This is a genomic window from Lysinibacillus sp. G1-3 (assembly GCF_056322905.1).
Window position 1 is genome coordinate 169,361 of the sequence record NZ_JBWHYQ010000010.1, and the last position, 25,242, is coordinate 194,602.

Annotated in this window: 28 protein-coding genes; 6 read left to right on the plus strand and 22 right to left on the minus strand. The window is 36.0% G+C overall.

Annotated features, from left to right (window positions below; all coding sequences use genetic code 11):
• Positions 1-9 precede the first annotated feature (9 nt).
• The 3 genes from xerA to ACVYAD_RS12675 all read right to left on the minus strand — a co-directional run bounded on the left by xerA (position 10) and on the right by ACVYAD_RS12675 (position 2,636).
• The gene (xerA, locus tag ACVYAD_RS12665) at positions 10-849 is read right to left on the minus strand and encodes a site-specific tyrosine recombinase/integron integrase (RefSeq protein ID WP_476426659.1); all 840 of its coding nucleotides are present in this window, start codon (positions 847-849) and stop codon (positions 10-12) included.
• Positions 850-1,095: 246 nt separating this feature from the next.
• Positions 1,096-2,253 carry a M56 family metallopeptidase gene (locus tag ACVYAD_RS12670; protein WP_476426660.1) on the minus strand — a complete coding sequence of 386 codons (1,158 nt, stop codon included), beginning with the start codon at positions 2,251-2,253 and terminating at the stop codon, positions 1,096-1,098.
• A gap of 8 nt (positions 2,254-2,261) precedes the next feature.
• On the minus strand, positions 2,262-2,636 hold the full coding sequence (locus ACVYAD_RS12675; RefSeq protein WP_476426661.1) for a BlaI/MecI/CopY family transcriptional regulator: 375 nt from the start codon (positions 2,634-2,636) through the stop codon (positions 2,262-2,264).
• 382 nt (positions 2,637-3,018) lie between these two features.
• Here ACVYAD_RS12675 and ACVYAD_RS12680 point away from each other — a divergent pair, with 382 nt between their 5' ends.
• The 4 genes from ACVYAD_RS12680 (at position 3,019) to ACVYAD_RS12695 (ending at position 5,930) form a co-directional block, all read left to right on the plus strand.
• Positions 3,019-3,090, plus strand: a complete 72-nt coding sequence (locus ACVYAD_RS12680) for an HTH domain-containing protein (RefSeq protein WP_476426675.1) — start codon at positions 3,019-3,021, stop codon at positions 3,088-3,090.
• A gap of 100 nt (positions 3,091-3,190) precedes the next feature.
• Positions 3,191-3,436 carry a DUF3955 domain-containing protein gene (locus ACVYAD_RS12685; protein ID WP_476426662.1) on the plus strand — a complete coding sequence of 82 codons (246 nt, stop codon included), beginning with the start codon at positions 3,191-3,193 and terminating at the stop codon, positions 3,434-3,436.
• A gap of 410 nt (positions 3,437-3,846) precedes the next feature.
• Positions 3,847-4,425 carry a TetR/AcrR family transcriptional regulator gene (locus ACVYAD_RS12690; RefSeq protein ID WP_476426663.1) on the plus strand — a complete coding sequence of 193 codons (579 nt, stop codon included), beginning with the start codon at positions 3,847-3,849 and terminating at the stop codon, positions 4,423-4,425.
• 104 nt (positions 4,426-4,529) lie between these two features.
• The gene (locus tag ACVYAD_RS12695; RefSeq protein ID WP_476426664.1) at positions 4,530-5,930 is read left to right on the plus strand and encodes a DHA2 family efflux MFS transporter permease subunit; all 1,401 of its coding nucleotides are present in this window, start codon (positions 4,530-4,532) and stop codon (positions 5,928-5,930) included.
• Between the two features lie 433 nt (positions 5,931-6,363).
• On the opposite strand, the gene ACVYAD_RS12700 is transcribed toward ACVYAD_RS12695, so the two are convergent.
• The 4 genes from ACVYAD_RS12700 to rpsF all read right to left on the minus strand — a co-directional run bounded on the left by ACVYAD_RS12700 (position 6,364) and on the right by rpsF (position 8,791).
• On the minus strand, positions 6,364-6,927 hold the full coding sequence (locus ACVYAD_RS12700) for a hypothetical protein (protein ID WP_476426665.1): 564 nt from the start codon (positions 6,925-6,927) through the stop codon (positions 6,364-6,366).
• A 439-nt stretch (positions 6,928-7,366) separates the two neighbouring features.
• Positions 7,367-7,603 (minus strand): 30S ribosomal protein S18, encoded by a 237-nt coding sequence (gene rpsR / locus ACVYAD_RS12705; protein WP_049662616.1) that lies wholly within the window; start codon positions 7,601-7,603, stop codon positions 7,367-7,369.
• A 287-nt stretch (positions 7,604-7,890) separates the two neighbouring features.
• A complete protein-coding gene (gene ssb, locus ACVYAD_RS12710) occupies positions 7,891-8,463 on the minus strand; it encodes a single-stranded DNA-binding protein (RefSeq protein WP_476426666.1) in 573 nt (190 codons plus the stop codon).
• Between the two features lie 40 nt (positions 8,464-8,503).
• Positions 8,504-8,791: a 30S ribosomal protein S6 gene (rpsF, locus tag ACVYAD_RS12715; RefSeq protein WP_068985806.1), complete on the minus strand. Its 288-nt coding sequence runs from the start codon at positions 8,789-8,791 to the stop codon at positions 8,504-8,506.
• Between the two features lie 173 nt (positions 8,792-8,964).
• Between rpsF and ACVYAD_RS12720 the strand changes: the two genes are divergently transcribed.
• Entirely contained in the window at positions 8,965-9,525 is a 561-nt protein-coding gene (locus ACVYAD_RS12720; RefSeq protein WP_349660171.1) for a DUF3267 domain-containing protein, read from the plus strand.
• 71 nt (positions 9,526-9,596) lie between these two features.
• On the opposite strand, the gene ACVYAD_RS12725 is transcribed toward ACVYAD_RS12720, so the two are convergent.
• The 4 genes from ACVYAD_RS12725 to ACVYAD_RS12740 form a co-directional block, all read right to left on the minus strand.
• Entirely contained in the window at positions 9,597-10,637 is a 1,041-nt protein-coding gene (locus ACVYAD_RS12725) for an acyl-CoA dehydrogenase family protein (protein WP_476426667.1), read from the minus strand.
• Positions 10,638-10,717: 80 nt separating this feature from the next.
• A complete protein-coding gene (gene ychF, locus ACVYAD_RS12730) occupies positions 10,718-11,818 on the minus strand; it encodes a redox-regulated ATPase YchF (RefSeq protein ID WP_476426668.1) in 1,101 nt (366 codons plus the stop codon).
• Positions 11,819-12,104: 286 nt separating this feature from the next.
• Entirely contained in the window at positions 12,105-12,305 is a 201-nt protein-coding gene (locus tag ACVYAD_RS12735) for a DUF951 domain-containing protein (protein WP_349660169.1), read from the minus strand.
• A gap of 1 nt (position 12,306) precedes the next feature.
• The gene (locus ACVYAD_RS12740) at positions 12,307-13,191 is read right to left on the minus strand and encodes a mechanosensitive ion channel family protein (RefSeq protein WP_349660168.1); all 885 of its coding nucleotides are present in this window, start codon (positions 13,189-13,191) and stop codon (positions 12,307-12,309) included.
• Between the two features lie 93 nt (positions 13,192-13,284).
• On the opposite strand from ACVYAD_RS12740, the gene yyaC reads away from it, so the two are divergent.
• A complete protein-coding gene (gene yyaC, locus ACVYAD_RS12745) occupies positions 13,285-13,917 on the plus strand; it encodes a spore protease YyaC (RefSeq protein WP_349660167.1) in 633 nt (210 codons plus the stop codon).
• Here yyaC and ACVYAD_RS12750 read toward each other — a convergent pair.
• The 11 genes from ACVYAD_RS12750 to rpmH form a co-directional block, all read right to left on the minus strand.
• Positions 13,834-14,550 carry a DUF554 domain-containing protein gene (locus tag ACVYAD_RS12750; protein ID WP_349660166.1) on the minus strand — a complete coding sequence of 239 codons (717 nt, stop codon included), beginning with the start codon at positions 14,548-14,550 and terminating at the stop codon, positions 13,834-13,836. The two genes, yyaC and ACVYAD_RS12750, sit on opposite strands and share 84 nt — an antisense overlap.
• A gap of 78 nt (positions 14,551-14,628) precedes the next feature.
• Positions 14,629-15,477 (minus strand): ParB/RepB/Spo0J family partition protein, encoded by an 849-nt coding sequence (locus tag ACVYAD_RS12755; protein WP_386828993.1) that lies wholly within the window; start codon positions 15,475-15,477, stop codon positions 14,629-14,631.
• Positions 15,470-16,231, minus strand: coding sequence for a ParA family protein (locus ACVYAD_RS12760; RefSeq protein ID WP_476426669.1), 762 nt, complete (start codon positions 16,229-16,231; stop codon positions 15,470-15,472). Before ACVYAD_RS12760 ends, ACVYAD_RS12755 begins: the two co-directional genes overlap by 8 nt.
• Before the next feature lie 422 nt (positions 16,232-16,653).
• Positions 16,654-17,553, minus strand: coding sequence for a nucleoid occlusion protein (noc, locus tag ACVYAD_RS12765; protein WP_349660164.1), 900 nt, complete (start codon positions 17,551-17,553; stop codon positions 16,654-16,656).
• Between the two features lie 179 nt (positions 17,554-17,732).
• The gene (gene rsmG / locus ACVYAD_RS12770) at positions 17,733-18,449 is read right to left on the minus strand and encodes a 16S rRNA (guanine(527)-N(7))-methyltransferase RsmG (RefSeq protein WP_349660163.1); all 717 of its coding nucleotides are present in this window, start codon (positions 18,447-18,449) and stop codon (positions 17,733-17,735) included.
• Positions 18,450-18,829: 380 nt separating this feature from the next.
• On the minus strand, positions 18,830-20,725 hold the full coding sequence (mnmG, locus tag ACVYAD_RS12775; protein WP_476426670.1) for a tRNA uridine-5-carboxymethylaminomethyl(34) synthesis enzyme MnmG: 1,896 nt from the start codon (positions 20,723-20,725) through the stop codon (positions 18,830-18,832).
• Between the two features lie 28 nt (positions 20,726-20,753).
• Positions 20,754-22,139, minus strand: a complete 1,386-nt coding sequence (mnmE, locus tag ACVYAD_RS12780; protein WP_476426671.1) for a tRNA uridine-5-carboxymethylaminomethyl(34) synthesis GTPase MnmE — start codon at positions 22,137-22,139, stop codon at positions 20,754-20,756.
• Between the two features lie 245 nt (positions 22,140-22,384).
• Complete coding sequence (jag, locus tag ACVYAD_RS12785) at positions 22,385-23,182, minus strand: RNA-binding cell elongation regulator Jag/EloR (protein ID WP_476426672.1); 798 nt, start codon at positions 23,180-23,182, stop codon at positions 22,385-22,387.
• On the minus strand, positions 23,179-23,949 hold the full coding sequence (yidC, locus tag ACVYAD_RS12790; RefSeq protein WP_349660159.1) for a membrane protein insertase YidC: 771 nt from the start codon (positions 23,947-23,949) through the stop codon (positions 23,179-23,181). The genes jag and yidC overlap by 4 nt, the downstream gene beginning before the upstream one ends.
• A gap of 289 nt (positions 23,950-24,238) precedes the next feature.
• The gene (rnpA, locus tag ACVYAD_RS12795) at positions 24,239-24,583 is read right to left on the minus strand and encodes a ribonuclease P protein component (RefSeq protein ID WP_197142962.1); all 345 of its coding nucleotides are present in this window, start codon (positions 24,581-24,583) and stop codon (positions 24,239-24,241) included.
• Positions 24,584-24,684: 101 nt separating this feature from the next.
• Complete coding sequence (gene rpmH / locus ACVYAD_RS12800) at positions 24,685-24,819, minus strand: 50S ribosomal protein L34 (protein ID WP_004233310.1); 135 nt, start codon at positions 24,817-24,819, stop codon at positions 24,685-24,687.
• Between the last annotated feature and the right edge of the window lie 423 nt (positions 24,820-25,242).

Sequence of the window (25,242 nt, forward strand, 5' to 3'; positions counted from 1 at the left end):
CTTTTACATTTAAAAGTACTTCTGATAATACTCTTTCCTTAGCCTACCGCTTAATTGAGCGTAGATTCTAGTTGTTTCACTTTTCTCGTGCCCCATAAGACTTTGTATGACTTCTATGGGAGCTCCATTGTTCAACAAATGAGTTGCATAGCTGTGTCTAAGTTGGTGTGGATGAATTTCTTTATTGATTTCAGCACGATTTGATATCCTTTTGATGATGTATCGCATCTGGGCGACACTCATTTTATGCGGCTGCCTTACTGTCACAAAGATGGCTGGATTATTGTCAGTGCGGCTTTCAATATAACGTTTAAGCCATATGTCACAACGCGTATTAAAATAAACCTCCCTTTCCTTATCACCTTTTCCTCTAACGATTGCGGATTGATTAGACCAATTAATATGGTTCTTTTCTAAAGCAACTATTTCTCCAATTCGGCAACCAGTAGAAAACATGAATTCGAAAATCGCTTTTTCCATTGCGGAATGACAGGATTCACGGAGGTGTTCAATCTCCCGTTCGGTTAAATACTTGGGTATCCGCTTTCCTACTTTCGGTTCTTTAATTTTGGAAGTTGGATTCTTACTCAGGTATCCTTCTTCATGAGACCAACGAAAAAATGATTTCATAAAGCGGATACGGTGTGCAAGACTGGCTGGTTTTAAGTGCTTGCCGGATATAGCAAGATATTCCTTCAGTTGATTGGTATCAAGCAATTCCATCTCTATATCCTTAAAATATCCAATTAATAGAAAAGACTGTAACCGGTAGGCCTTCAGCGTTTGTGGCGAGAAGCCCTCTATTCGTTTATCTGCTTCAAACAAAGTCCATGCTTTTGACAGTAACAATCCCATTCCCCCTAAAATAGTAATATAAAAGGGATTATTGCCAACTTAATAGAATTCTAGACATAGGAGTGATTTTACTAACGGTGCAGTTTAATTCAATAAGAAGGTCGTTGAACATTTGAAAAAAAGTTGTAAAAAATATATCTGTTCGAGATATGCGAACAGATATATTTTTATTTATTAAATTGATCTCTAGTGTAAAGGAGAAATAATAAGATTCTCCGTGAAAAATATACAACTTCTTGGTTATTCTTCCTCTAAAATAACCTCGCCATTTTCAATTTGTTCAAGGATTTTTACCCAGTCTTCTTTTCGAAATTTCGATTCATCTGACAATTTAACGGAATATAAGCTATATACCCCTTCATTTATTTCTTCTTTTGCAGGTTCACCGAGGTATAACGTTGCCACATCATTTTTTTCTGACACACTAGGGAAATTTTTATAAGCGAATGCAGAGCTTCCAACCCCAATACTACCAAAAGCTAGCAATAATGCAGTGGATAAAACAACACTTGGTTTACTTACTTTTTTTACTTTTAACATTTTCATCAATCTCCTTTTTAAATTAATTTGTCCACTCGTAAAAGATGTACTTAGAAAGGTCATACTTGAATCTTGAGATGCTCGCTGCATCATATTTAGGATAGTTTCACCATATTTTTTTCTCTCAGCATGAGACATCTTCATCACAACATCTTCATCGCAAGAAAACTCACACCAATTATTTACTTCCCTCTGCAAAACATAGATGAATGGATTGAACCAATGAAGAATCGTAGCCAGTAACATTGCTCTTTTTACCCATAAGTCTTTTTTCTTATAATGCATTAATTCATGTCTAATAATCATGTCTAGCTCTTCATGTGGAATCTCATACATTGGCAACACAATCGTAGGTTTAAATATCCCAACTAAAATAGGGCTTATATTCATCTGACAAAACGCAATCTCAATCGAAGCTTGAAGTTTCATATCCTTTAGGTGTTTATGAAGTAGTTCATAGACGATATTTTCTTTTGACACAAACACACAATTTGCTTGTAGTTTTTGACGGAAGTTTCGATACAAATAGAGGAACCAAAAGCTAACGACAATAACTCCTAATATCCATACAATAAATACAATTTGAACAAATTGCTCTGTTAGAGACAAAGTTTTTTCATGTACTATCGTCGACAAATGCCAAAATGAGTTTGACTGATTTTCTTTTTTAAATAGGGAAGACAACTCAGAAATCCAAAATACAGGAATAAGGAAAAAGAAAAGAGCTAGTTTCCTATTCTGATAATGCCATTTAGCACCGAATTTTCCTCTTGAAATACATGTGATAAAGCACGAGAAGACTAATATCCCACTACCTGCAACGGACAAGGTGATGAGTATGCTCAACCATTCACTCATTTATACACCTACTTATCTGAAAACCACTTTTTGAGTTCATCTAATTCATCAGTAGTAACCTTGTCATCGTAGAGTGTCGCTAAGAAATTCTTTACTGACCCTTGATACATCACATCTAATAGGCTTTGTGCTTCCTTTTTTTTGTACTCTTTCAATGATACGCAAGGGGCATAAATATTGGATCGCCCTTCTTTGTTTACAGACAATACGCCTTTATCAACTAACCTTGATAAAAAGGTAGCGATCGTCTGCCCCTTCCAATCCTTCCCCTCTTTTTCAGAAAAAATGTCCAACAATTCATTTGATTTAACTGGACGGTTTTCTTTCCAAATGACTTTCATTAATTTCAATTCTGTTTCTGATAAACTTTGGAATTCCGGCAAATTATTCATCTCTTTTCAATTTTAAGTTTTTTCATACTACAACGTTGTAGTTTAAATTCTACTACAACGTTGTAGTAATTGTCAACGTGTTATAACTACAGGTTAAATATTGAAAAGGGTAAATCACTAACTGTAATGGTTTGATTTATTTTTTTCTTTCTTCAACTAACGGGGTGTTTAGTTGAAGAAGAAGGTTACTTTAAACAGATATACCAATGCGGAATTTTAAATTCCATCACTACATTTAATGAATATCTGAAGGAAAATGTTCAATGTCAACAAGAACAAGGAAAACACCGCATAAACAAATAAGCGGTATTCACAAAAATTATTTGAACAAAATGCAAATTAAACTTTTAACAGTTTTATGATTTAACCTTTAATCCTAGCAAATAGTAAGTTAACTCAAGAACAGTTAGCACAAAAATTAAATGTATCAAGACAAACAATCTAGTTGGGAAAACAATCGAAATTTACCTGATTTACAAATGGTGGTCCAAATCGCTCAAACATTTAATCTTTCCCTTGATCAATTAATTTTGAGGGATAATACTATGACAAACAAATTGGTGAACGACGGAAGCGAAGTAAGAAAAGCAAAAATGAACTTAATAAGTATCATGTTGTTAACAATCGCAACAATTTGCTTTTTAGCAAAAGCATTTATTGGACAGCCAGTAGTAGATAGTAACGGCATGTTACATGAACCATTTTTTCTAATTCCTATTGGCTATTTATTTTTATTGAGTGGAGTTATAGGTCTATTAATTGCTTTGGTAAAAAAAATAGTTACTTTATAAAAAAATCCTTTAGAGCATATACCCTAATTTTGCGATGATTCTCCGAAGGGAAAGGAAATCGCGTTGGAAAAACGAAAAGGATAGTAGCTTTTTTGCTACTCTCATCAAAAAAAATAAAAAAACCATCTTCTCCCTTTGTGCAGAAGGAGAAGGCAGTTTATACAAATATCGCTTTTATCACATGAAAAAGTATTTTATTTACATTTAAACAGATTTAGTGGTTTACTGTTATTCAACTAATGGGGCAGCCTCCTATTATAATCTTACTGTATTACTAGGGGCTATAATTTTTCGTCCGCAATAGAGTGCAATATATTTACTCAATACAGTTATTATGAATCAAATTATTGACAATTATTAAAAAGTCTAATAACATAAAGTAGACCGGTCGTTATAGAAAGGAGAGAACAATGAAAAATAAAAGTAATTCGACACGTGATCATTTAATTGAAGTAGCAACAAGACTTTTTCATTTGCAAGGTTATCAGGCTACAGGCCTAAATCAAATCTTGAAAGAATCAGGGACACCAAAGGGTTCTCTTTATCACTATTTTCCTGATGGGAAAAATCAACTCGTTAAGGAAGTTGTTGAGGCTTCTTCACAACGTTTACTTCATGACATTCAAATATACTTAAATTCAGACCCTAATCCGACAATCGCGTTGCAAAATTATTTGAATCATTTGAGTGAACACTTTGAATACCTAGACACCCCTGATATGTTAAACATGCCACCATTTGCATTAATTTCAATGGAATCAGCTTTTGTAAATGAAGAGATTCGGGCAGTTTGTCAAGAAAATTACAGCAAGGTGCAACAGCTTTATTATAATAAGTTTGTTGAGTCAGGTATGGCTACAGATAGAGCAAACATACTTGCAGTGTCACTTTGCGGATCTATCATAGGCGTTTTAGTATTATCTATTACGGAGAAATCGAATGAACCGATTAAATTGCTTCAAAAAATAGTTCCAAGTTTCTTTTTATAAGAACTTAGGACTTATTTTTTCGAACTAACTATATAGACTGGTCTAATTTAAAGGTCGTAAACTATTTTTAATAAAAAATGTAGGCCTACTTAAAAGGAGTAATTATGAATACAGAACAGCAACGAAACCCAAAACCCATGATTGCATTATTAATGATTGCAGCATTTGTGGGCCTTTTTGGAGAAACAGCCATGAATATGGCCATGACCGATGTTATGAGAGACTTTGGCGTCAGTGCAACTAGTGCTCAATGGTTAACAACAGGCTATTTATTAGTATTGGGAATTTTAGTACCCATTTCTGCCCTTATTATTCAATGGATTTCAACACGTTGGATTATTATAATCGCAATTTTATTCTCAATTGTTGGTTCAATTATTGGTGCATTAGCGCCAACATTTTCAATTTTATTAATATCACGTGGGATTCAAGCAGTTGGTACAGGGTTAATTTTACCCCTTATGATTAATGTAATTTTCATGGTTGTACCAATCGCAAAACGTAGTGCCACAATGGGAATTATGGGGATGGTCATTACACTTGGTCCAGCAACTGGGCCAACAATCGCTGGGATTATAGTTGATATATCTAGCTGGCACTATATTTTCTGGATAAGCATTGCCCTATATATCATTATTTTCTTAATCTTTATGCCAAAAGTGTACAATGTCTCAACTCTAACAAAACCGAAAATCGATTATTTATCTATCGTTCTTTCAACAATTGCATTTGGGAGTATTATCTATGGACTAAGTACTATTTCAGAAGATTCTACATCAGCAACAATCATAATAGTTGTGGGCATTGTAGCTCTTTTCCTTTTCATATGGCGTCAATTTACAAGTAAGCATCCGATGATTGATTTACATGTTTTCAAATATCGTAATTTCACTATAGGTTCGGTTTTAATATTTATCGTATTCGCATTACTTTTAGCAATGTCGATTCTTATGCCAATGTATTTAAAAGGATCTTTATTACTTTCAGCAACGAATGCTGGATTTGCAATGTTAATTGGAAACATATTAAATGCCGTCTTTGCTCCAATCGTCGGAAAAACTTTTGATCGTGTTGGTCCAAAGTTTTACTTACGTTTTGGGTTCCTATGCTTAGTTATTTCAACGGGTATATTATCCTTTGTCATAGACGCCACAACACCACTTTGGTTAGTCATAGTTTCATGTATGATTTTCTACGTAGGTGTATCAACAACTATTATACCGTCGCAAACAAACTCACTTAATGATTTACCAAGACAGTTGTATTCTCATGGTTCCGCTGTCATAAACACACTTCAGCAAATTGCAGGTGCGGCAGGTACAGCACTAGCAATTACATTCATGACAACAGGACAACACCGCTATACAGAAGCACATACTACTGCAAGCCATGAAACACTAGTTGCAGTAGGCACACAATTTACATTTGGGTTTATTGTGATTGTGGCAGTAATCGGTCTGTTATTGGCATTTTTGGTAAGACGTCCAACAAATCATTTGCACTAGGAAGAAGTAGCTGCAAGTAAACGATGAACAGTACTCGGAAACAAAAAAAGTAAAATAAGTATTAGTTTTAGTTATTAAACAATCGGGCGCGATCTTTAATAAGCGTCGCTGTTCTTCTTAAACTAACGGGTGCTTTAGTTAAATACTCGATTTACGAAAAATCAAACATAAAAAACACATTTTGTAGATTAACTCTGTTTTTATGTTTTAACAGCAACAATCTATTAGAAAATAGCCTTTAGAAAACATCCTTACAAAAACAACAAAAATTAAAAAGAAAGTTGGTTCTACGGAACTAACGGGTTCTCTTTTAGGGGACAAAAATTAAAAAAACATCAAAAATAGTAAATAGTTTAACACAAAAAAAGCATCGGTATTAATACCGATGCTTTTTTATTAATGTAACTTTTTCAGCATATTTAAAAGTAAATACTTATTCTGTTTTATTCAAATCAAAACGGGCTATTTCTTCGTTGTCCAATAGTACAATTAAAGTCGCCTCTAAAGCGTGATTTCTTAATTTTTCTAATTGTTCTTTAGATGGAACAAGAAGAGCCTCAGTAGTTTCTTCATCAACACCTAATTCATAACGCAGAGTAAATTGTCCTTCTGAATTAGGTTCAAGGATACCATTGGTACTTCCATAACCCAAACCGCTATTATCATATTCCTTTGGATTAAAAATATTAAACCCCATTACTTCCTTGGAAACAGTCAATAATCTTTCGCTTGGTTCAATTTTAACTATCAAAGGTTTGGTTGAATCTCCTATTTGCTTACTTACTTCGTTTTTGATTGTAAAAGTGTAATACAACGTTGTAGGCACAACTTCTTTCCCTGCTTTCTCGCCTTGTTGTAAAATCATCGAACCTGTCTTATCTTTATCGTTGATAATTTCCACTTCTTTATCTTTAAGTTCTAAAGATATTTTTGATGAACAAGCACTTAAAATTGCTATAACTGATATAAAAGTTAAAAGTACAATAAATCGTTTCAATTTTTTACCCCCTTTTTATATTTTCCTATTTATTCTATTATACCTTTCATTTTACATCCATACGTAAGTTTGACGATATCCATTGGAATAGTTTCAAATTACAACATAATTTTATTGAACTAAACTGCTTTTTCCTTCTACGGATTTTTTTGTAGATTAATTCTTTTTTGTTACCATTAAAGTTTTATTTAGCAACAATCTTTAAGAAAACAACCTTTATTAAAGAGATACTTCCGCTATTAACTCAGACCAAATAAAATATATAAAGTCAGGTGAAGGGCAAACCATAACATAAATTAATTTTTCATTATTCAACTAACGGGTAGCTTTAGTTGAAGAAGATAGCCAAACCAGAAGCAACAATCTTTGAGAAAACAGCCTAAATAAAAAAAGCACAACAAAGGTTATGAAAACCTTGTTGTGCTTTTATTAATAAATTTTATTTATCTTCAGCAACGAATGGAAGTAATCCCATAATACGAGATACTTTAATTGCAGAAGTTAATTTACGTTGGTACTTAGCGCTAGTGCCAGTTACGCGACGTGGTAAGATTTTACCGCGTTCAGAGATGAATTTCTTTAAAAGATCTACATCTTTATAGTCGATGTTCGTAATGTTATTAGCAGTGAAGTAGCAAACTTTACGGCGTTTGCGGCCTCCGCGACGTGGTGCCATTATCGTTTTCCTCCTTTAATAATTTTTTTAGACGTATCTGAATTAGCTTACCAAAGTCTTAATATTTCTCCTTTTAACAACCTATAGATTAGACACCTATAACTTGCTATAAATCCATAATTGTCAAGACCTACTGGAGCATTTTAAGATTAGACATTTATTTACCTGTCAAAAATCTTAATATTTCCCCTTTTTACAACCTATAGATTAGACACCTATAATTTGTTATAAGTCCTTAATTATCAAGGATTAGAGTAGTGTTTTAAGATTAGACACTAGTTAGACCTTTAAAACGGTAAGTCGTCCTCAGATACTTCTATCGGTCCTTTGCTATTAGCAAATGGATCCTCATCTACACGTGTATAATTCGGCTGATTCACAGGTGGTTGATTTAGCTGATAAGCATCGCCTCCAAATGAACCCTGTCCTGGCATAGCACCACCAAACTGTTGTTGTGGTTGACCACCGCCATATGACGGTTGGTTATTACCGTAAGTCTGTCCACCACCATATTGAGGAGATGCAGGAGCACCGCCACCATTACGAGGTTCTAAAAACTGTACGCTATCGGCCACTACATCAGTTGTGTATACTCGCTTACCATCTTGTCCTTCATAACTGCCTGTTTGAATGCGACCTTCAACTCCAATTAAACTTCCTTTTCGCATGAAGTTCGCTAGGTTTTCGGCCTGTTTGCGCCAAGCAACACAGCTAATGAAATCAGCTTCGCGGTCACCTTGTTGGTTTGAGAATGTTCGATTTACAGCAACTGTAAATCTTGTAGACGCAACACCATTAGGCGTATAGCGTAGCTCAGGATCTTTTGTTAGTCTTCCAACTAATACGACACGGTTTATCATCAGAAATGCAACCTCCTTTTTTCAGCATTTTGTTAAATGATTATGCTTCTTGGCGAACCGCAATGTGACGAATGATATCTTCGCTAATGTTAGCAAGACGTGTGTATTCGTTAATTGCATCTGAAGTAGCGTTTACTTTAACGATTTGGTAGAAACCTTCGCGGAAGTCTTGAATTTCATAAGCTAAGCGGCGTTTGCCCCACTCTTTTGATTCGATGACTTCTGCACCGTTAGAAGTTAAGATTTCGTTGAAACGTTCAACTAAAGCTTTCTTCGCTTCGTCTTCAATGTTCGGACGTACGATGTACATTAATTCGTATTTTCTCATCTGTTTACACCTCCTTATGGACTTAGGCTCTCCTGTATACAGGGAGCAAGGAGCAAGTAATAATTATTACTCACATCAATGAATTGTAACATATAGATACATGTCTTTCAAGTCGCAACTAAACAATTCTTTCTATATAATGAACTTAATTCATGAATGAACGGAGGATCTTCATGCTACCAGATAAAGAACCAATCGTAATAGAGTTGGATATAAAAAAACTAATGATGGACAATATAGTTGTCACAAGTGGCCTTGTCATATTATTTGTAGCTATTCAATATATTTGCTTTAAAAATTTTGATTTTTCATTTTGGAATATAATACTTGGATCTATCCTTTTTGTTATTCTATATATTATTTTCATTGTCTTACATGAAGCCTTTCATTTAATTGGCTTTATGCTCTTTGGAAGCGTACCCTTTAAATCGTTGAAATATGGCCTGAATTTAGAGCTTGGCATAGCGTACGCAACAACTGAACAACCGTTACCGAATCATGCAATGAAAAAAGCTTTATTACTCCCATTCTGGACAACTGGCGTTCTCCCGACAATTGCTGGTTTCTATTTTAATAGTACTGTTTTAGTGTTAGTGGGAGCCTTTTTAATCGCTGGAGCAGTAGGTGATTTTTCCATGTATAAAGAATTGCGCAAATACCCAAAGAACGCGTTAATACAGGATGATCCTCATCTACCTAAGCTTTATGTATATATGCCCCAGGAAAAGAAATAACTTTACTGAGCGTCACGTTACATATAGAATCTGCTTGTCTCCAAACAGATTCTATTTTTTTTAACACAAATTTATGGCGTTAAAAAACTATGCTGTGCAGCTGTATATAAATTTCTCCAAGTACGATTAATTGAAGATGTCTCCGTAATTGCATCCATGCCAAGTCTACGTATTAAGCTATTGGCAATATCTACACAAGCCGCTGCAGTATCTTTACTTATTCGTGAAAATTGTTGTAGTTCTTCTTCAGTCAACTCATGATCTTCTTTATGTTTTTTCCAGTGTTCATTCAACATTAAATAATATCGCTCTTCAAGCTGTTTAAAATTTTTCTGTTGCTGCATCAATAAAAATTGTATTGCACCCATACGTTCGGTACGGCTTGGATCATGCTTCCTTTGCTTTACTAAAACAGACGCCTCTTCTAAAAAATTTTCTGTTATTCCAAGACAAACACTTACAAATGAAGCTTCTGCAAATGCACCAAACGGAAAACTTTGTACCGCACTTCCATACTTGTTTTTAATTATGCCTAATTGGAATGTTTCCTCTTCAGGTACCCAAACATCTTGCACACGAATCGTATGGCTAGCTGTCGCTTTTAAGCCCATCGCTCGCCAATCATTAAGAACCTCTACTTGATCACAATTTACTGAGCAACTTATTATTTTATCAGTTCTAATACCCTCATACTCGACAAAGCAATTCATCGTAAAAGTTGTAGCATAATCTGCTCCACTACAATACTTCCATTGACCTGTTACACGATAGCCCCCAACTACTTTTACCGCTATGCCCGAAGGATAGCCGCTGCCTGCTATGACTGCATTTCTTGGTGAAAATATTTTTTCACAAATCTCTTTATTCAATGTTGGAATAAACGCGTTACCCCCTGTCCCTATTGTAACAAGCCACCCAAAGTTGCCATCAAGTGCAGACATCTGTTGGAATACTTTAATGCCCTCTAGTAGCTCTAAATCTTTACCGCCTAATTCCTTTGCAGTGAATAGCTTAAACAATTGCTGCTCATAAATAAGCTCCACTATATCTTTTGGTAATCTACCTAGCTCCTCAATTTCTAAACCACGATCTTTTATTTGTAATATGTTCATACTAATCCTCCAGATTGAAAATTCAGATAAAAATATATACAAAAAAGGCAATCTATCGAAAGATTGCCTCTGTTCGTTTTTTACACATTGAAACGGAATAACATAATATCGCCATCTTGTACAACATACTCTTTACCTTCAAGACGTACTTTACCAGCTTCTTTAGCAGCAGGTTGAGAACCAGCTTCTACTAAATCATCGAAAGCAACTGTTTCTGCACGAATAAATCCACGTTCAAAGTCTGTATGAATGACTCCTGCACATTGTGGTGCCTTCATACCTTTACGGAACGTCCATGCACGTACCTCTTGTACTCCAGCAGTGAAATAAGTTGCTAGCCCTAGTAAATCATATGAAGTACGGATTAATTGGTCTAAACCAGATTCTTTAATGCCTAGTTCTTCTAAGAACATTGCTTTTTCTTCATCATCAAGCTCAGAAATTTCTTCCTCAATTTTTGCACAAATTGTGATAACTTGAGCTCCTTCAGCAGCTGCATAATCACGTACTTTTTGCACATATTCGTTATTATCTGCGTCAGCAACTTCATCTTCTGAAACGTTTGCCACATAAAGCATAGGTTTAATTGTTAAAAGATGAAGTCCTTTAATAACCTTTAGCTCGTCTTCTGAAAGCTCTGCAGCACGTGCTGGACGACCGTTTTCTAATTGTTCTTTAACTTTTACAAGAATTGGTTCTTCGATCATTGCTTCTTTGTCTTTTTGCTTTGCCATTTTGCCAACACGTTGTAATCGCTTATCAACAGATTCTAAATCAGCAAGTGCAAGCTCTAAATTAATGACCTCAATATCGTCAATCGGATCTACTCCACCTGATACGTGCGTAATATTTTCATCAACAAAACAACGTACAACTTGGCAAATTGCATCTACTTCACGAATATGAGCAAGGAATTTGTTCCCTAACCCTTCACCCTTTGAAGCGCCTTTTACGATCCCAGCAATATCTGTGAACTCAAATGCTGTTGGTACTGTTTTTTTAGGTGTTACTAATTCTGTTAATTTATCTAAACGTGCATCTGGTACTTCAACAATACCGACGTTCGGATCGATTGTTGCGAATGGATAGTTTGCAGCCAATGCGCCCGCTTTTGTAATTGCGTTAAATAATGTTGATTTTCCAACGTTAGGTAAACCAACGATTCCAGCTGTTAATGCCATGAATGGACACAACCTTTCTATGATCTGTTCAAATTTGTTCTTTTTTCCCGTACTAACGGATACTGTGAGGTTACAGAAGTCCTCACTGATGAATCACTGTATAACCTTATCTATTATATTGATTCACTCATAAAAAGTCTAATACACATCAATTTCGCCTTGGCGTAATTGCGTCCGGATTTTGAATTGTGCAGGCATAATTCATTCCTTTCAAAATCCGTGACATCCGCCGGAGGCTTTTCTTCAATCAGTGGGTATCAGAACACCTACTGATTGAAGATAAAAACTAGTCTTCACTAGCGGAAATTAAAACCTTCTTCATTTTTTTCTCAAATTCGCGGCGTGGAATCATGACGCTATGCTGACAGCCTTCACATTTAATGCGTACATCTGCCCCCATCCGAATAATCTTCCACTCATTTGTGCCACATGGATGTTGCTTTTTCATTTCAACAATATCATTTAAACCAAATTTCTTTGCGTCCATATTACTCACTTCTCCCCTCTTCATTTCCATTCACACCATAGAACATCATTTTCGGATGAGCCATTGGTATATTATTTTCTTCAAAGAGTTTTGTAACATCACGACGAATAGTACGAGCCACTCCATATTGTTGCTGTGGTAATGTTTCTGCGGCTATACGAATCGTTACTTCTGTCCCCTTAACATTTTGTACTCCTAAAAAGACAGGTACTGCTACAAGTTCCTTATGAATTTCAGGTAAAGTATTTAAATACTTTTGAATAATAGATTCAGCTCTTTCAAAATTGGCATCCGTCGTCATTTGTAAATCTATATAAATTTTAGAGTTGTTGACAGAGTAATTGACAACATCGCCAATCGAACCATTCGGAATAATAAACTGCTCCCCTGTAGCACCATTAATCTTTGTCGTACGTAAGCCTATCTCTACAACAGTTCCTTCAGCTGCATTGATTTTTATATAATCGCCAACACCAAATTGATCTTCAAAAATAATAAAGAATCCCGTAATGACGTCCTTTACTAAGCTCTGCGCACCAAAACCAATGGCTAAACCGACAATCCCTGCTCCTGCCAGTAACCCTGCTATCTTAATGTTTAATATAGAGAGAATAGCAATGATTGCTGAAAAATATACAGCATAGGAAATGACACTTTGTAATAATCTTGAAATTGTTGTTTGGCGACGTTCTGAATGATCTAAAGGCGAACGCATACGCATTAAAAACACTTTTTTAATAAATTTTTTACCTAATCGGACAGCTAACCACGATGCGATCAAAATAACCGTTATCTTAATTGAAGCAGTCATTATCGTTTCCCAAAGCTTCTCTGACATCAGCTTATCCCATAAGTTATTTAATACCCTTTCACTAAACCAATCCATTATTACCACCTCTTGAATAACTTGCTAAAAATTTGCGTATACTGCATAAAAATCGAGCACTTCTTACAAATAAAAAAGAAAGCGAGTTTTTCTATGAATACTATACCAAAATTGTTACTCCCTTATTCTCTTCATCATGAAAGTAAAAATATCGTTTGGCAATTAAGTACATTATTTTTAGAACATATACCCTTTCATCATGAACGCCTTATTTTCTGTTGTATTGGAAGTGACCGTTGTACGGGTGATACGCTTGGGCCGTTAACAGGTAGCTTCCTAAAAAAGTCAGTTAGTTTTCCCTATGAAATTGTAGGCTCTTTAGAAAATCCTTTGCATGCCCTTAATTTAGACACTACTATGCAACAGCTACACAATCATACTATAAAACCTTTCATTATTGCGATTGATGCATGTCTTGGAAGTGAACAAAATGTTGGACATATTTCTGTACAGAACGGACCTATTTTTCCGGGAAAAGCTGTAAAAAAACAATTACCCCCAATCGGTGACATTTCCATTAAAGGAATCGTCAATGTTGGAGGCTTTATGGAAATGCTTGTTTTACAAAATACAAGACTTCATATTTCCTATGCAATGGCTGAAAAGCTTTCAAGAGCTCTATTGCTCGCTGCCCATCGTTACTCATTGAAAAATATAGAAGATAGCAACCACAATACCGACAATAAGGATACCTGGCAACAAGTTAGCAGCCTTGATTTTAGTTAAACCTGCTATATTTAAACCAATGGCAAAAATCATAACACCGCCTACAGCAGTCATTTCATGAATAAACATTTGTAGTGCTGCCTCAGGTATAAAAGAGCTGATAACACCCGCGAAAAGTGCAATTAATCCTTGATAGACAAATACAGGTATTGCAGATAATAGCACACCAATACCTAATGTAGATGTTAAGATGATCGATATAAATCCATCGATTAATCCTTTGGTAATCAGTACATTATGATCATTACGCAGACCACTATCGAGTGCACCAATGACGCCCATAGAGCCAACTACAAAGATTAAAGAAGCCGTTACAAAGCCTTCTGCTATACTAATTTGATTATTATCAGTTCGTTTTTTACTGAATAAAGATTCTACCCATTGTCCAAGTCTATTCATTTGCTTATCTAAATCTAACCACTCACCAATTACTGTACCGACCACTAAACTTATCATTAAAATAATAAAATTATCACTTTCAAAGCCCATTTTAATCCCTAAAAGTGCAACTGCTAAGCCGATAATCGATAATACAGTAGACTTCATCGATTCAGGTATATTTTTAAAAATACGTCCTACCAATGCTCCTACCATGATGAGCAGCGCGTTAATGAATGCCCCTAGTAATACCACGTACCTACCTTCCTTCTCTCTAGATAAATAGAGAGCGCCTTGTAGTTTGGCGCTCTGATTACGTTATCGATATTTCTCTTACTCTTCTTGTAAATTTAGTATTTCTAAAATGCGTTCTAAATCATCTTCAGAGTAAAATTCAATTTCAATTTTCCCTTTATTATTAGCTTTTCTAATTTGTACATTTGTTCCAAAATAATCACGTAACTGTGACTCCTTAGCTGCAACAAATATATCCTTTTTCTTCGGTTGAGTTGTTTCACGTGAAACTTCTTCATTTAAGTTGTGTACTAACATCTCAACTTGTCGCACATTTAAACCTTGTTTAATGACCTTATTAGCCACTTCTGATATTCTTCTTTTATTTTTTAATCCTAGTAATGCTCGTCCTTGTCCCATCGATAATGTTCCATCGTTCATAAACTTACGAACATCCTCTGGTAATGCAAGTAAACGAACGTGATTGGCAATATGTGGTCTACTCTTCCCTAATCGTTTGGATAGCTCCTCTTGTGTTAAATGTAAGTTTTCCATTAAGCTTTGGTATGCCTCTGCCTCTTCAATAACTGTCAGATCTTCACGCTGCAGATTTTCTAAAATAGCTAGCTCCATCATTTGCGTATCTGTTAGCTCTTTTATAATAGCTGGAATAACCTCTAACCCTGCTAATTGAGTTGCTCTATAACGGCGTTCCCCCGCTACGATTTCATATTTACGTCCCTTTTTACGTACGGCAATAGGCTGTAAAATGCCATGTTCCTGTATAGAGTCAGCTAATTCTTGTAAAGTTTCTTCATCGAATATTTTACGTGGCTGAAATGGGTTTGCGACGATAAGTTCTAATTGTATCTCTTCCACTTGCCCACTTTGTTCTAAAGACTCCCCAGGAAATAGTGCACTTATGCCTCTTCCTAAACCTTTAGCCATTTTTAATCACTTCCCTCGCCATCTCTAAATACACTTCTGCACCTCTTGATTTTGCGTCATAAGTAATAATTGGCTGTCCATGGCTTGGAGCCTCACTTAATCGCACATTACGAGGAATAATTGTTTTGTATACTTTTTCTTGGAAATATTTTTTTACTTCATCAATAACTTGTAAGCCAAGGTTTGTACGTGCATCAAGCATCGTCAATAATACACCGTCAATGTATAATTGCTGATTTAAATGTTTTTGCACTAAACGGACAGTTGATAACAACTGGCTTAATCCCTCTAATGCGTAATATTCGCATTGTACAGGAATAATGAGTGCATCCGAAGCCGTTAAAGCATTAATTGTTAGTAGCCCTAATGAAGGCGGACAATCGATAATAATATAATCATAGTCTTCTTTTACATCTTGAAGAGCATGCTTTAAACGTACTTCTCTGGAAATAGTCGAAACTAATTCAATTTCTGCTCCTGCTAATGAAATGGTTGCCGGAATGATTGCTAAGTTTTCGACATTTGTTTGTTGAATGACGTTCTCAATTTTTTCATCATCAATTAACACATCATAAATGCAGCCGTGAAGTTCTCCCTTATTAACACCAAGTCCACTTGTTGTATTTCCTTGTGGATCAGTATCGATTAGGAGCACCTTCTTTCCTAAATATGCTAGACAAGCGCTCAAATTGACCGATGTCGTTGTTTTTCCTACGCCACCTTTTTGATTGGCGATTGCTATAATTCTACCCATTTAAAAGCACCTGCTTTCATCCATCAAAGTCCACTTTGACAAATCATTTGTAAAATCACTAGTAAATACGTCTATCTTACTTTCATTCTATCAAAAAAACAGAACAGAGTTGTATAAAATATTAAGAATATATGCAAAAAAGGAGACATCTCAGAAATATTACTAAGATGTCTCCTTCGTACAGAGATATAAAAGTGACTTATCATCATACTGTGGGATTGATTTCCGTTCCGGTTGGACACTTTGTCGCTGCCGCTTCGCTTTCCCGCAGAGCAAAGCTTCCTGAGGACGTCCGATGAGCCTCAATGAGTCGCCCAGCCTCCACTCTAATCAACCTATATATGGTATACAGATGACATCCTCAATTTTGATGATGTCATAAAAGTCATTTTTTATTTTTCTAATAAAACTTCAATCACGACTTAAGACTTTTTCTTTTTAGGGATTTTCACTGTAATTTGATAATATTCCTCTGTATCTTCTTCTTCAGTCTTAACTGTAATACCGCTCTTTGTTACCATTGATAACGATTGTTTAATCGTATTTAAAGCAATGCGTACGTCTTTACTGATGGCCTTACGCTTCGGTTTTACTTTCTTCGGCTCTGCTTCTTCTTGTACTTCCAACTCTGGATGCAATAAAGAATAAATTTGCTCTTCTAACTGACGAACATTCCAATCATTTTCAATCGTTTGTTGTAAAACTTCTAGCTGTAGTGGCTGATCTTTAATTGCAATTAATGCACGTGCATGTCGTTCAGAGATTTCACGTTTTAAAATAGCATGCTGTACTTCTTCAGGAAGCTTTAATAAACGCAATTTATTGGCTACCGTGGATTGTCCTTTTCCAAGTCGTTGGGCTAGAGCTTCTTGTGTCAGCTCATGAAGCTCCAATAATTTTTGATAGGCAACAGCTTCTTCAATTGCTGTTAACTCCTCACGCTGTAAGTTCTCAATTAACGCGATAGAGGCTGTTTCCTTATCAGTTAAATTTCTTATAATTGCTGGAACTTCTGTCCATTGTAGCTTTTTCATTGCTCGATAACGACGCTCACCAGCAATAATTTCATATTGGTTTTCTGCTGTTTTACGTACAACAATTGGCTGAATTACACCATGCGTATGAATGGTTCTTGATAACTCTTCAATTTTTTCATCATCAAAAATAGTACGTGGCTGAAAACGGTTAGGTACAATTTGATCAATCGGCAGCTTTATTACCTCTTCCGCTGCATGAACCGTCTCTGCTTGTTCTACTTCATTTTTCACAATAGGCTCAGTTTTATTTCCGCCTCCAAAAAAACGTGAAAAAGGACTTTTCATCCAAGTGGCACCACCTTTAAGTAACTATCTTGCTCTGTTTTATTCTATTATTATTTATTATATTTCCTAAAATGTATATAGTTCGTAGATGTCATTTGCGTGAACCATCCATAACTAGTATGTATGCTCAAAATAGAAAAAATATTTTCTACTTTGAGAAGTTTCATATGAAACACTAATTATTGAATCGGTGATTTATTTGGTACACCTGGTTTACGCGGATATTTTTTTGGTGTTCCTTTTATTTTATCAAAGATATATAACATGCGGTCACTTTCTTCAACAGGTAGCAGGAAAGAAAACTCTTCTTTTAGTGCAACCCCTAATGTAGTCAATGCTTTTTTGGCATCTTTTAATTCTTCCGCACCAGCTGCTGCTTTTAAAGCAACAAAATAACCACCTTGTTTCGCTAGTGGTACACATAACTCTGATAAAACCGATAAGCGGGCTACTGCACGAGCTGTTACAACATCAAACTGTTCACGATATTTCGCATTTTGAGCAAATTCCTCTGCACGTGCATGTACAAAATTCATATTCTCTAATTGTAACTCATCACTTAAATGATTTAAAAATGTAATTCTTTTATTTAAAGAATCGACAATTGTTACATGTAAATGTGGGAAACAGATTTTAATTGGAATACTTGGGAAACCAGCACCTGCTCCTACATCACAAACTGTTGTTACTTTTGAAAAATCAAAATAGAAAGAGGCACTAATCGAATCATAAAAATGTTTTAAATAAACACCTTCTAAATCGGTAATAGCTGTTAAGTTCATCTTTTCATTCCACTCAACAAGTAACTCAAAATATTTTTTGAATTGAGCAATCTGCTTTTCAGAGAGTTCGATACCCTTTTTCTTTAAAGCCTCGATAAATTGTTGTTCGTTCATGTAAAGTCTCCTTTTTCTATATGGCTTTACTATCCCAACATTGACTTGTAAGCATGTATTCGCTCGCTTCTAAAATCAACAATGAGAAAATAGCATAGCCATCAATTATGTCTCGGCATAATTGCGTCCTGAATCGGCTTTGTGCTTAGGCCTGCACGAGGGCCGACATGATGTCGGTCATTTCGGTAATGCCACAGGACGTGGCGTTCTTAGACTGAGTTCCTCTATTTCTACGGATGTTTGGACACCCGCTGAAATAGTGACTTAAAACCGCATTCATCTCACCACCTATGGAGATGGGAGATGAACGCTGAAAGAAGTTAAAAATAGGAAGCGGGCACAAAGGTATGCCCGCCTCTTATTCACTTTACTGTTCTTAATTATTCGCCGCTGACGCGTGCGATTTTACCTTGCTCAATATAAACAAGTAATATTGAAATATCTGCTGGGTTTACACCAGAGATTCGCGATGCTTGGGCGATGGAAAGTGGTGTAACTTGTTTTAATTTTTGTCGAGCTTCTGTTGCTAGACCTGAAATAGCATCATAATCAATATTTTCAGGGATTTTTTTATTCTCCATTTTATGAAGCTTTTCAACTTGTTGCAATGCTTTTTCAATATAGCCTTCATATTTAAGCTGAATTTCAATTTGTTCCTTCACTTCATCCGAAAACTCTATGTCTGCTGGAATTAATGAAGAAATTAAACCATAATTCATTTCTGTACGTTTTAATAAATCTGCTCCACGAATACCATCTTTTAGTTCACTGCCACCTACAGAGCGAATAACAGCTTGTGTTGTTTCGTTTGGTTTAATAATAACTTCACGAAGACGTGCAATTTCGTTATCAATCAGCTTTTTTTTCTCATTGAATTTTGCATATCTTTCCTCAGGAATCATTCCCATATTAAACCCTTGCTCTACCAAACGTAAATCAGCGTTATCATGACGAAGTAGTAAACGATATTCCGCACGAGATGTTAGTAAGCGATACGGTTCATTTGTTCCCTTTGTTACTAGATCATCAATTAATACGCCAATATAAGCATCTGAACGACCTAAGATTAATTCTTCTTTTCCAAGCGCATTTGCAGCAGCATTCATCCCAGCCATTAAGCCTTGAGCTGCCGCTTCCTCGTAACCTGATGTACCATTTATTTGACCAGCAGTATATAAGCCTTTAATACGTTTTGTTTCTAACGTTGGCCATAATTGTGTTGGCACGATTGCATCGTACTCAATAGCATAGCCAGCACGCATCATCTCTGCTTTTTCTAAGCCTGGAATTGATTTTAGTAAACGTGTTTGTACATGCTCTGGTAAGCTAGTTGATAAACCTTGTACATACACTTCACGTGTATCGCGACCTTCTGGCTCTAAGAAAATTTGGTGGCGCGGTTTATCGTTAAATCGCACAACTTTGTCTTCAATAGAAGGACAATAACGTGGACCCGTACCTTTAATCATCCCTGAGTACATCGGTGAAAGGTGTAGGTTTGCTTCGATAATTTCATGTGTTTCTAGGCTTGTATACGTTAGCCAACAAGGTAGTTGATCCATGATGAATTCAGTTGTTTCAAAGCTAAATGCACGTGGAACATCATCCCCTGGTTGGATCTCTGTTTTATCATAATCAATTGTACGGCTATTCACTCGTGGTGGTGTACCTGTTTTAAAACGCACAAGGTCAAAGCCAATCTCTTTTAAGTTATCTGCTAAACGAATAGACGGTTGTTGGTTATTAGGACCACTTGAATACTTTATGTCTCCAATAATGATTTCACCGCGAAGGAATGTACCTGTTGTGATAACAACAGTTTTAGCGCGGTAAATAGCACCGATTTGTGTAATAACACCTTTTACTTCCCCGTCTTCGATAATTAGCTCATCCACCATACCTTGGTGCATTGTTAAGTTTTCAGATTCCTCCAACACGCGTTTCATTTCTTGTTGGTATAAAACTTTGTCCGCTTGCGCACGTAATGCACGCACAGCAGGACCTTTACCTGTATTTAACATACGCATTTGAATATGCGTTTTATCAATAACTTTCCCCATGACGCCACCTAATGCGTCAATTTCTCGTACTACGATTCCTTTGGCAGGACCACCAATGGAAGGATTGCATGGCATAAATGCAATCATATCTAAATTGATTGTTAACATCAGTGTGTTAGCACCCATTTTGGCTGCGGCGTATGCAGCTTCAGAACCTGCGTGACCTGCGCCAATTACGATAACATCAAACGTGCCTGCCTCATATTTTGTTGGCATAGCTCGTATCTTCCTTTCTTTAATAAAATTATTTTCCTAAGCAGAACTGTGAAAATAACTGATTAATTAGGCTTTCCTGTACTGTGTCACCTATAATTTCACCAAGTAATTCCCATGTTCTTGTTACATCTATTTGCACCATATCAACAGGTACACCAGCTTGTGCTGCAGCTAATGCATCCTCGACCGTTGCTTGTGCTTGATGAAGTAATGCAATATGTCTTGCATTTGAAACATATGTTAAATCGCCCGCTTCAATTTGCCCTTCAAAGAATAACGCGGCAATCGCTTCCTCTAGTTCTGCGATACCCTCTTCTTGTAAAAGAGAAGTTGTCACAACGCGACGGTTGCCTGCTAGCTCTTTGACTTGTGCTAAATCAATTTTTTGCGGTAGATCTGTTTTATTCACAATAACGATGTAATCCATCGCTTTAATCGTTTCGAATAGACGCTCATCCTCGGCAGTCAATTCTTCTGCGTAGTTTAAAACAAATAAAATTAAATCTGCGCCACGCAACGCCTCACGTGAACGTTCAACACCAATTCGTTCAACGATATCCTCTGTTTCTCGAATACCAGCTGTATCAACTAAACGAAGCGGAACGCCACGTACATTCACGTACTCTTCTATAATATCACGAGTTGTCCCTGCTATATCTGTCACAATAGCCTTATTCTCCTGTACTAAACTATTTAAAAGAGAAGATTTCCCAACGTTTGGGCGACCTAAAATAACAGTTGATAGACCCTCTCGTAATATTTTTCCCTGAGAAGATGTTTGCAAAAGTTTTATAATTTCATTTCGTACCCATGTACATTTTTCTACTAATACTGGTACTGTCATTTCTTCTACATCATCATACTCCGGATAATCTATATTAACCTCAACTTGCGCTAATGTCTCTAGTAATGCTTGGCGTAAGTCACCAATTAAACGCGATAATTTGCCATCCATTTGTCCTAACGCTACATTCATCGCTCTATCAGTTTTCGCTCTTATTAAATCCATGACTGCTTCAGCCTGTGATAAATCGATGCGTCCATTTAAAAATGCACGTTTTGTAAATTCACCTGGCTCCGCTAGCCTTGCTCCATTAGTTAATACTAGCTTTAATACGCGATTTACTGAAACAAGTCCCCCGTGACAGTTTATTTCTATTACATCCTCACGAGTGAATGTTTTAGGTCCGTGCATTAATGACAGCATTACTTCCTCTACAACCTCATTCGTTTTTGGATCGACCAAATGTCCATAATGAATTGTGTGTGAAGCCTTAGTTGTTAAACTTTTTCCACCAGGCGATCTGAATATTTTATCTGCAATTGCGACTGCTTCGTCCCCACTTAAACGAACAATAGCAATAGCGCCTTCACCCATAGGTGTGGATATCGCAGCAATTGTATCGAACTCCATTTAATGACCTCCTTAACGTTATCCACATGTGGATAAATAAAAACCGACCAATACTTACTAACACCTTAGACTAACATATTTTTCGCAAAATCTAAAGTAAGGATAATTTCCAATTGTGGATAATCAGAAAGCTCTACAACATTCACAAAGATTCCCTCGGCCATCTTGTTTTTCAACAACATAAAAAAGTCATTTTATCATGACGATAAAATGACTTTAGTTTTGTCTGTATGTTTTTACGAAGCTTAGTCGTTTTTTACAGGTTCAATGACTAAATAACGATTAGGCTCCGTTCCTTCTGAGTATGTTTCAATATCAAGGCGATTTGCCAATTGATTATGAATAACTTTTCTTTCGTACGACTGCATTGGCTCAAACGTTACACGCTGATTTAAGCGAAGTGCTTTATCCGCCATACGATCTGCCAGTAACTCCAATGCTTCTTGACGACGTTCACGATAGTTTTCTACGTCTAATTTCACCATTAAGAACTGCTTGGCACTTTTATTTAACACAAGATGTGTTAATTGTTGCAAGGAATTTAATGTTTGACCACGTTTCCCTATAAGCAGTGCAGCTTTCTCGCTTTTCAGCTGAAATAATACATATTTCCCTTCACGTGTCGTTTCAATTTCAAGATCATGAATATCCAATTGTTCAGCAATGTTTACTAAATAAGACTTAGCATCTTCAATTGGGCTCATCGAGGTATCTTGTTCCTCTACGACTTGTTGAACCGCTTCGCTATCACTTAGTTGTTCAGAAACTTGTGAACTTATTGTTTCAACATCATCTATTACTGTTGATTCGACAAATTGAGTCGTATTTTGCTGTTCAGCTTTTTCCGCCTCAATCGTTGGCCGAACCTGTACTTCTTTTACTGTTACACGAACTTCTGCAGATCGTGCCCCAAAACCTAAAAATCCTTTTTTACCTTCTTGTAAAACTTCAACATCTACTTGTTCACGGGTTTTTCCAAGTTTCTGTAACGCTAATGAGATCGCTTCTTGTGTTGTTGCGCCTATTTGCGTAAGTTGTTTCACTTTTTAGCCCCTCCATTTTGAGCAGGTTGTGTTTTATCTTTTTTCCAAGGTTTATAAATAAACAGGTTTTGAGCAATCGAAATAATGTTACCGATTACCCAGTATAGTGATAATGCTGCTGGTAATGCCATACCGAAACCAATAATCATAAATGGCATAATGTACATCATTATTTTCATTTGAGGGTTATCCATCGCAGGGCCCGTACGTAAAACGATAAATTGCATTAAACCAGCAGTAATTGCTAATGCCGGTGCAGGATCTGCTAACGGGAAAATAAAGAAATTCCCTAAATCGAATGCAGCTGTAGCATTCATACGACTAATCGCATGGTAGAAACCAATTAAAATTGGCATTTGAATGAATACAGGTAAACATCCAGCAAGTGGATTGACACCAGACTCACTCATAAGCTTCATCATCTCTTGCTGATACTGTTGCTGTGTCTGTGCATCCTTAGAAGCATACTTCTTTTGCAATTCCTTCAGTTTTGGCTGAATTTCTTGCATTTTTTTAGAGCTCTTTGTTTGTTTAATCATCAATGGAAGAATAGCTAAACGAATAAAAATCGTTACAACAATAATCCCCCATGCATATGAACCAAGGATATCAGCAAAGTATTTAATCGCTGACACTAATGGCCAAACAATGAATTCATTCCAGAAGCCTGTGCTTTCTTTGGAGATTGGTTCATTGAATTCTGTACAACCAGATAGTAGTAATACTACTGATACTAGCGACAAAATTACCCAAAGTTGTTTCTTCAACCTTCTTCCCCCTACAAATACTATTCACTTTTTCTAAAACTATATGCATTCTCTTCTTTATACATTTACAGTTTCCTGCTACTGAATAAAGTTATCAGTTATTTTATCATGCATATAACGTTTCACTCTACTAAATATTCTAACAATGTACATATATTTGCTAAGTAATGTTACTAATCATTCACATATCGCAGTGAAATCTTACTTTTAAATACCCCTATGTGTATTTTTAGTAATTTCACATTCACGCAGAAACGCTTTTATTTCACCACTTTGGTTGCCATCCATATTACGTCTTCTTCAAAACCTTCGCGATTCGTAGTACATGCTGCAAACTTTGTTTTACTTCATGAAAATCCATAGTGGCCGCCGGTTGTCTGGCGATAATAACATAGTCCATATTCTGCTTCACTTCATCTTTTAATTCATGAATACTTTGTCGAATATAGCGCTTGATCTGGTTGCGTGTTACTGCATTCCCAAGTTTTTTGCTAACCGATAATCCTACACGAAACTCTGTTTGTCCCTCTTTTTCTAAAAAATATACGACAAACTGACGATTAGCGAAAGATTTACCTTTCTTAAACACCTTTTGAAAATCATCGTTTTTTTTCACTCGTTGGCGTTTTTTCATTACTTTCACCTGCTACTCGATAATTATCCTTTAATCCTCATTTCTAGTTTTCCCAAAAATAAAGAAAAAAAAGACCACTGATGTGTCTCAGTGGACTTATTTTATGCTGATAATACTTTTCTTCCTTTACGACGGCGAGCAGCAAGAACTTTGCGACCGTTTTTCGTGCTCATACGTGCGCGGAAACCGTGAACTTTGCTGTGCTTACGTTTCTTTGGTTGGTAAGTACGTTTCATTTATATAGACACCTCCTGAATGAGTTGAATTTTTCAACATACAGACCTGAATATTATATAAAGTAACTAGTTATTTTGTCAATGACTTTTATAAATTTATATATTTGTGCAAATCCATATCTATATTTCCCTAAAATCCACTTCTCCTGAATAAAATAAATTATCCACAGAATACTTGTTTTTTTTACACAGAGTTGTGTATAGTATTTTTTGCATATTTTTTTATCCACAACACTTATCTACACCTTTTTCACATAAGCAGACCTTGTGGACAACTTGAACGTGCATAAATAAAAGGTATGTGGATAAGTTTCACAAACTATTGAAATGGCTTTGTTTTTCTGATACGATATCTGTGCTTCACTTTGTTGAAAACTGAAATTACTTATTATTTTATCCACAACTGTTAATATGCTGTGGATA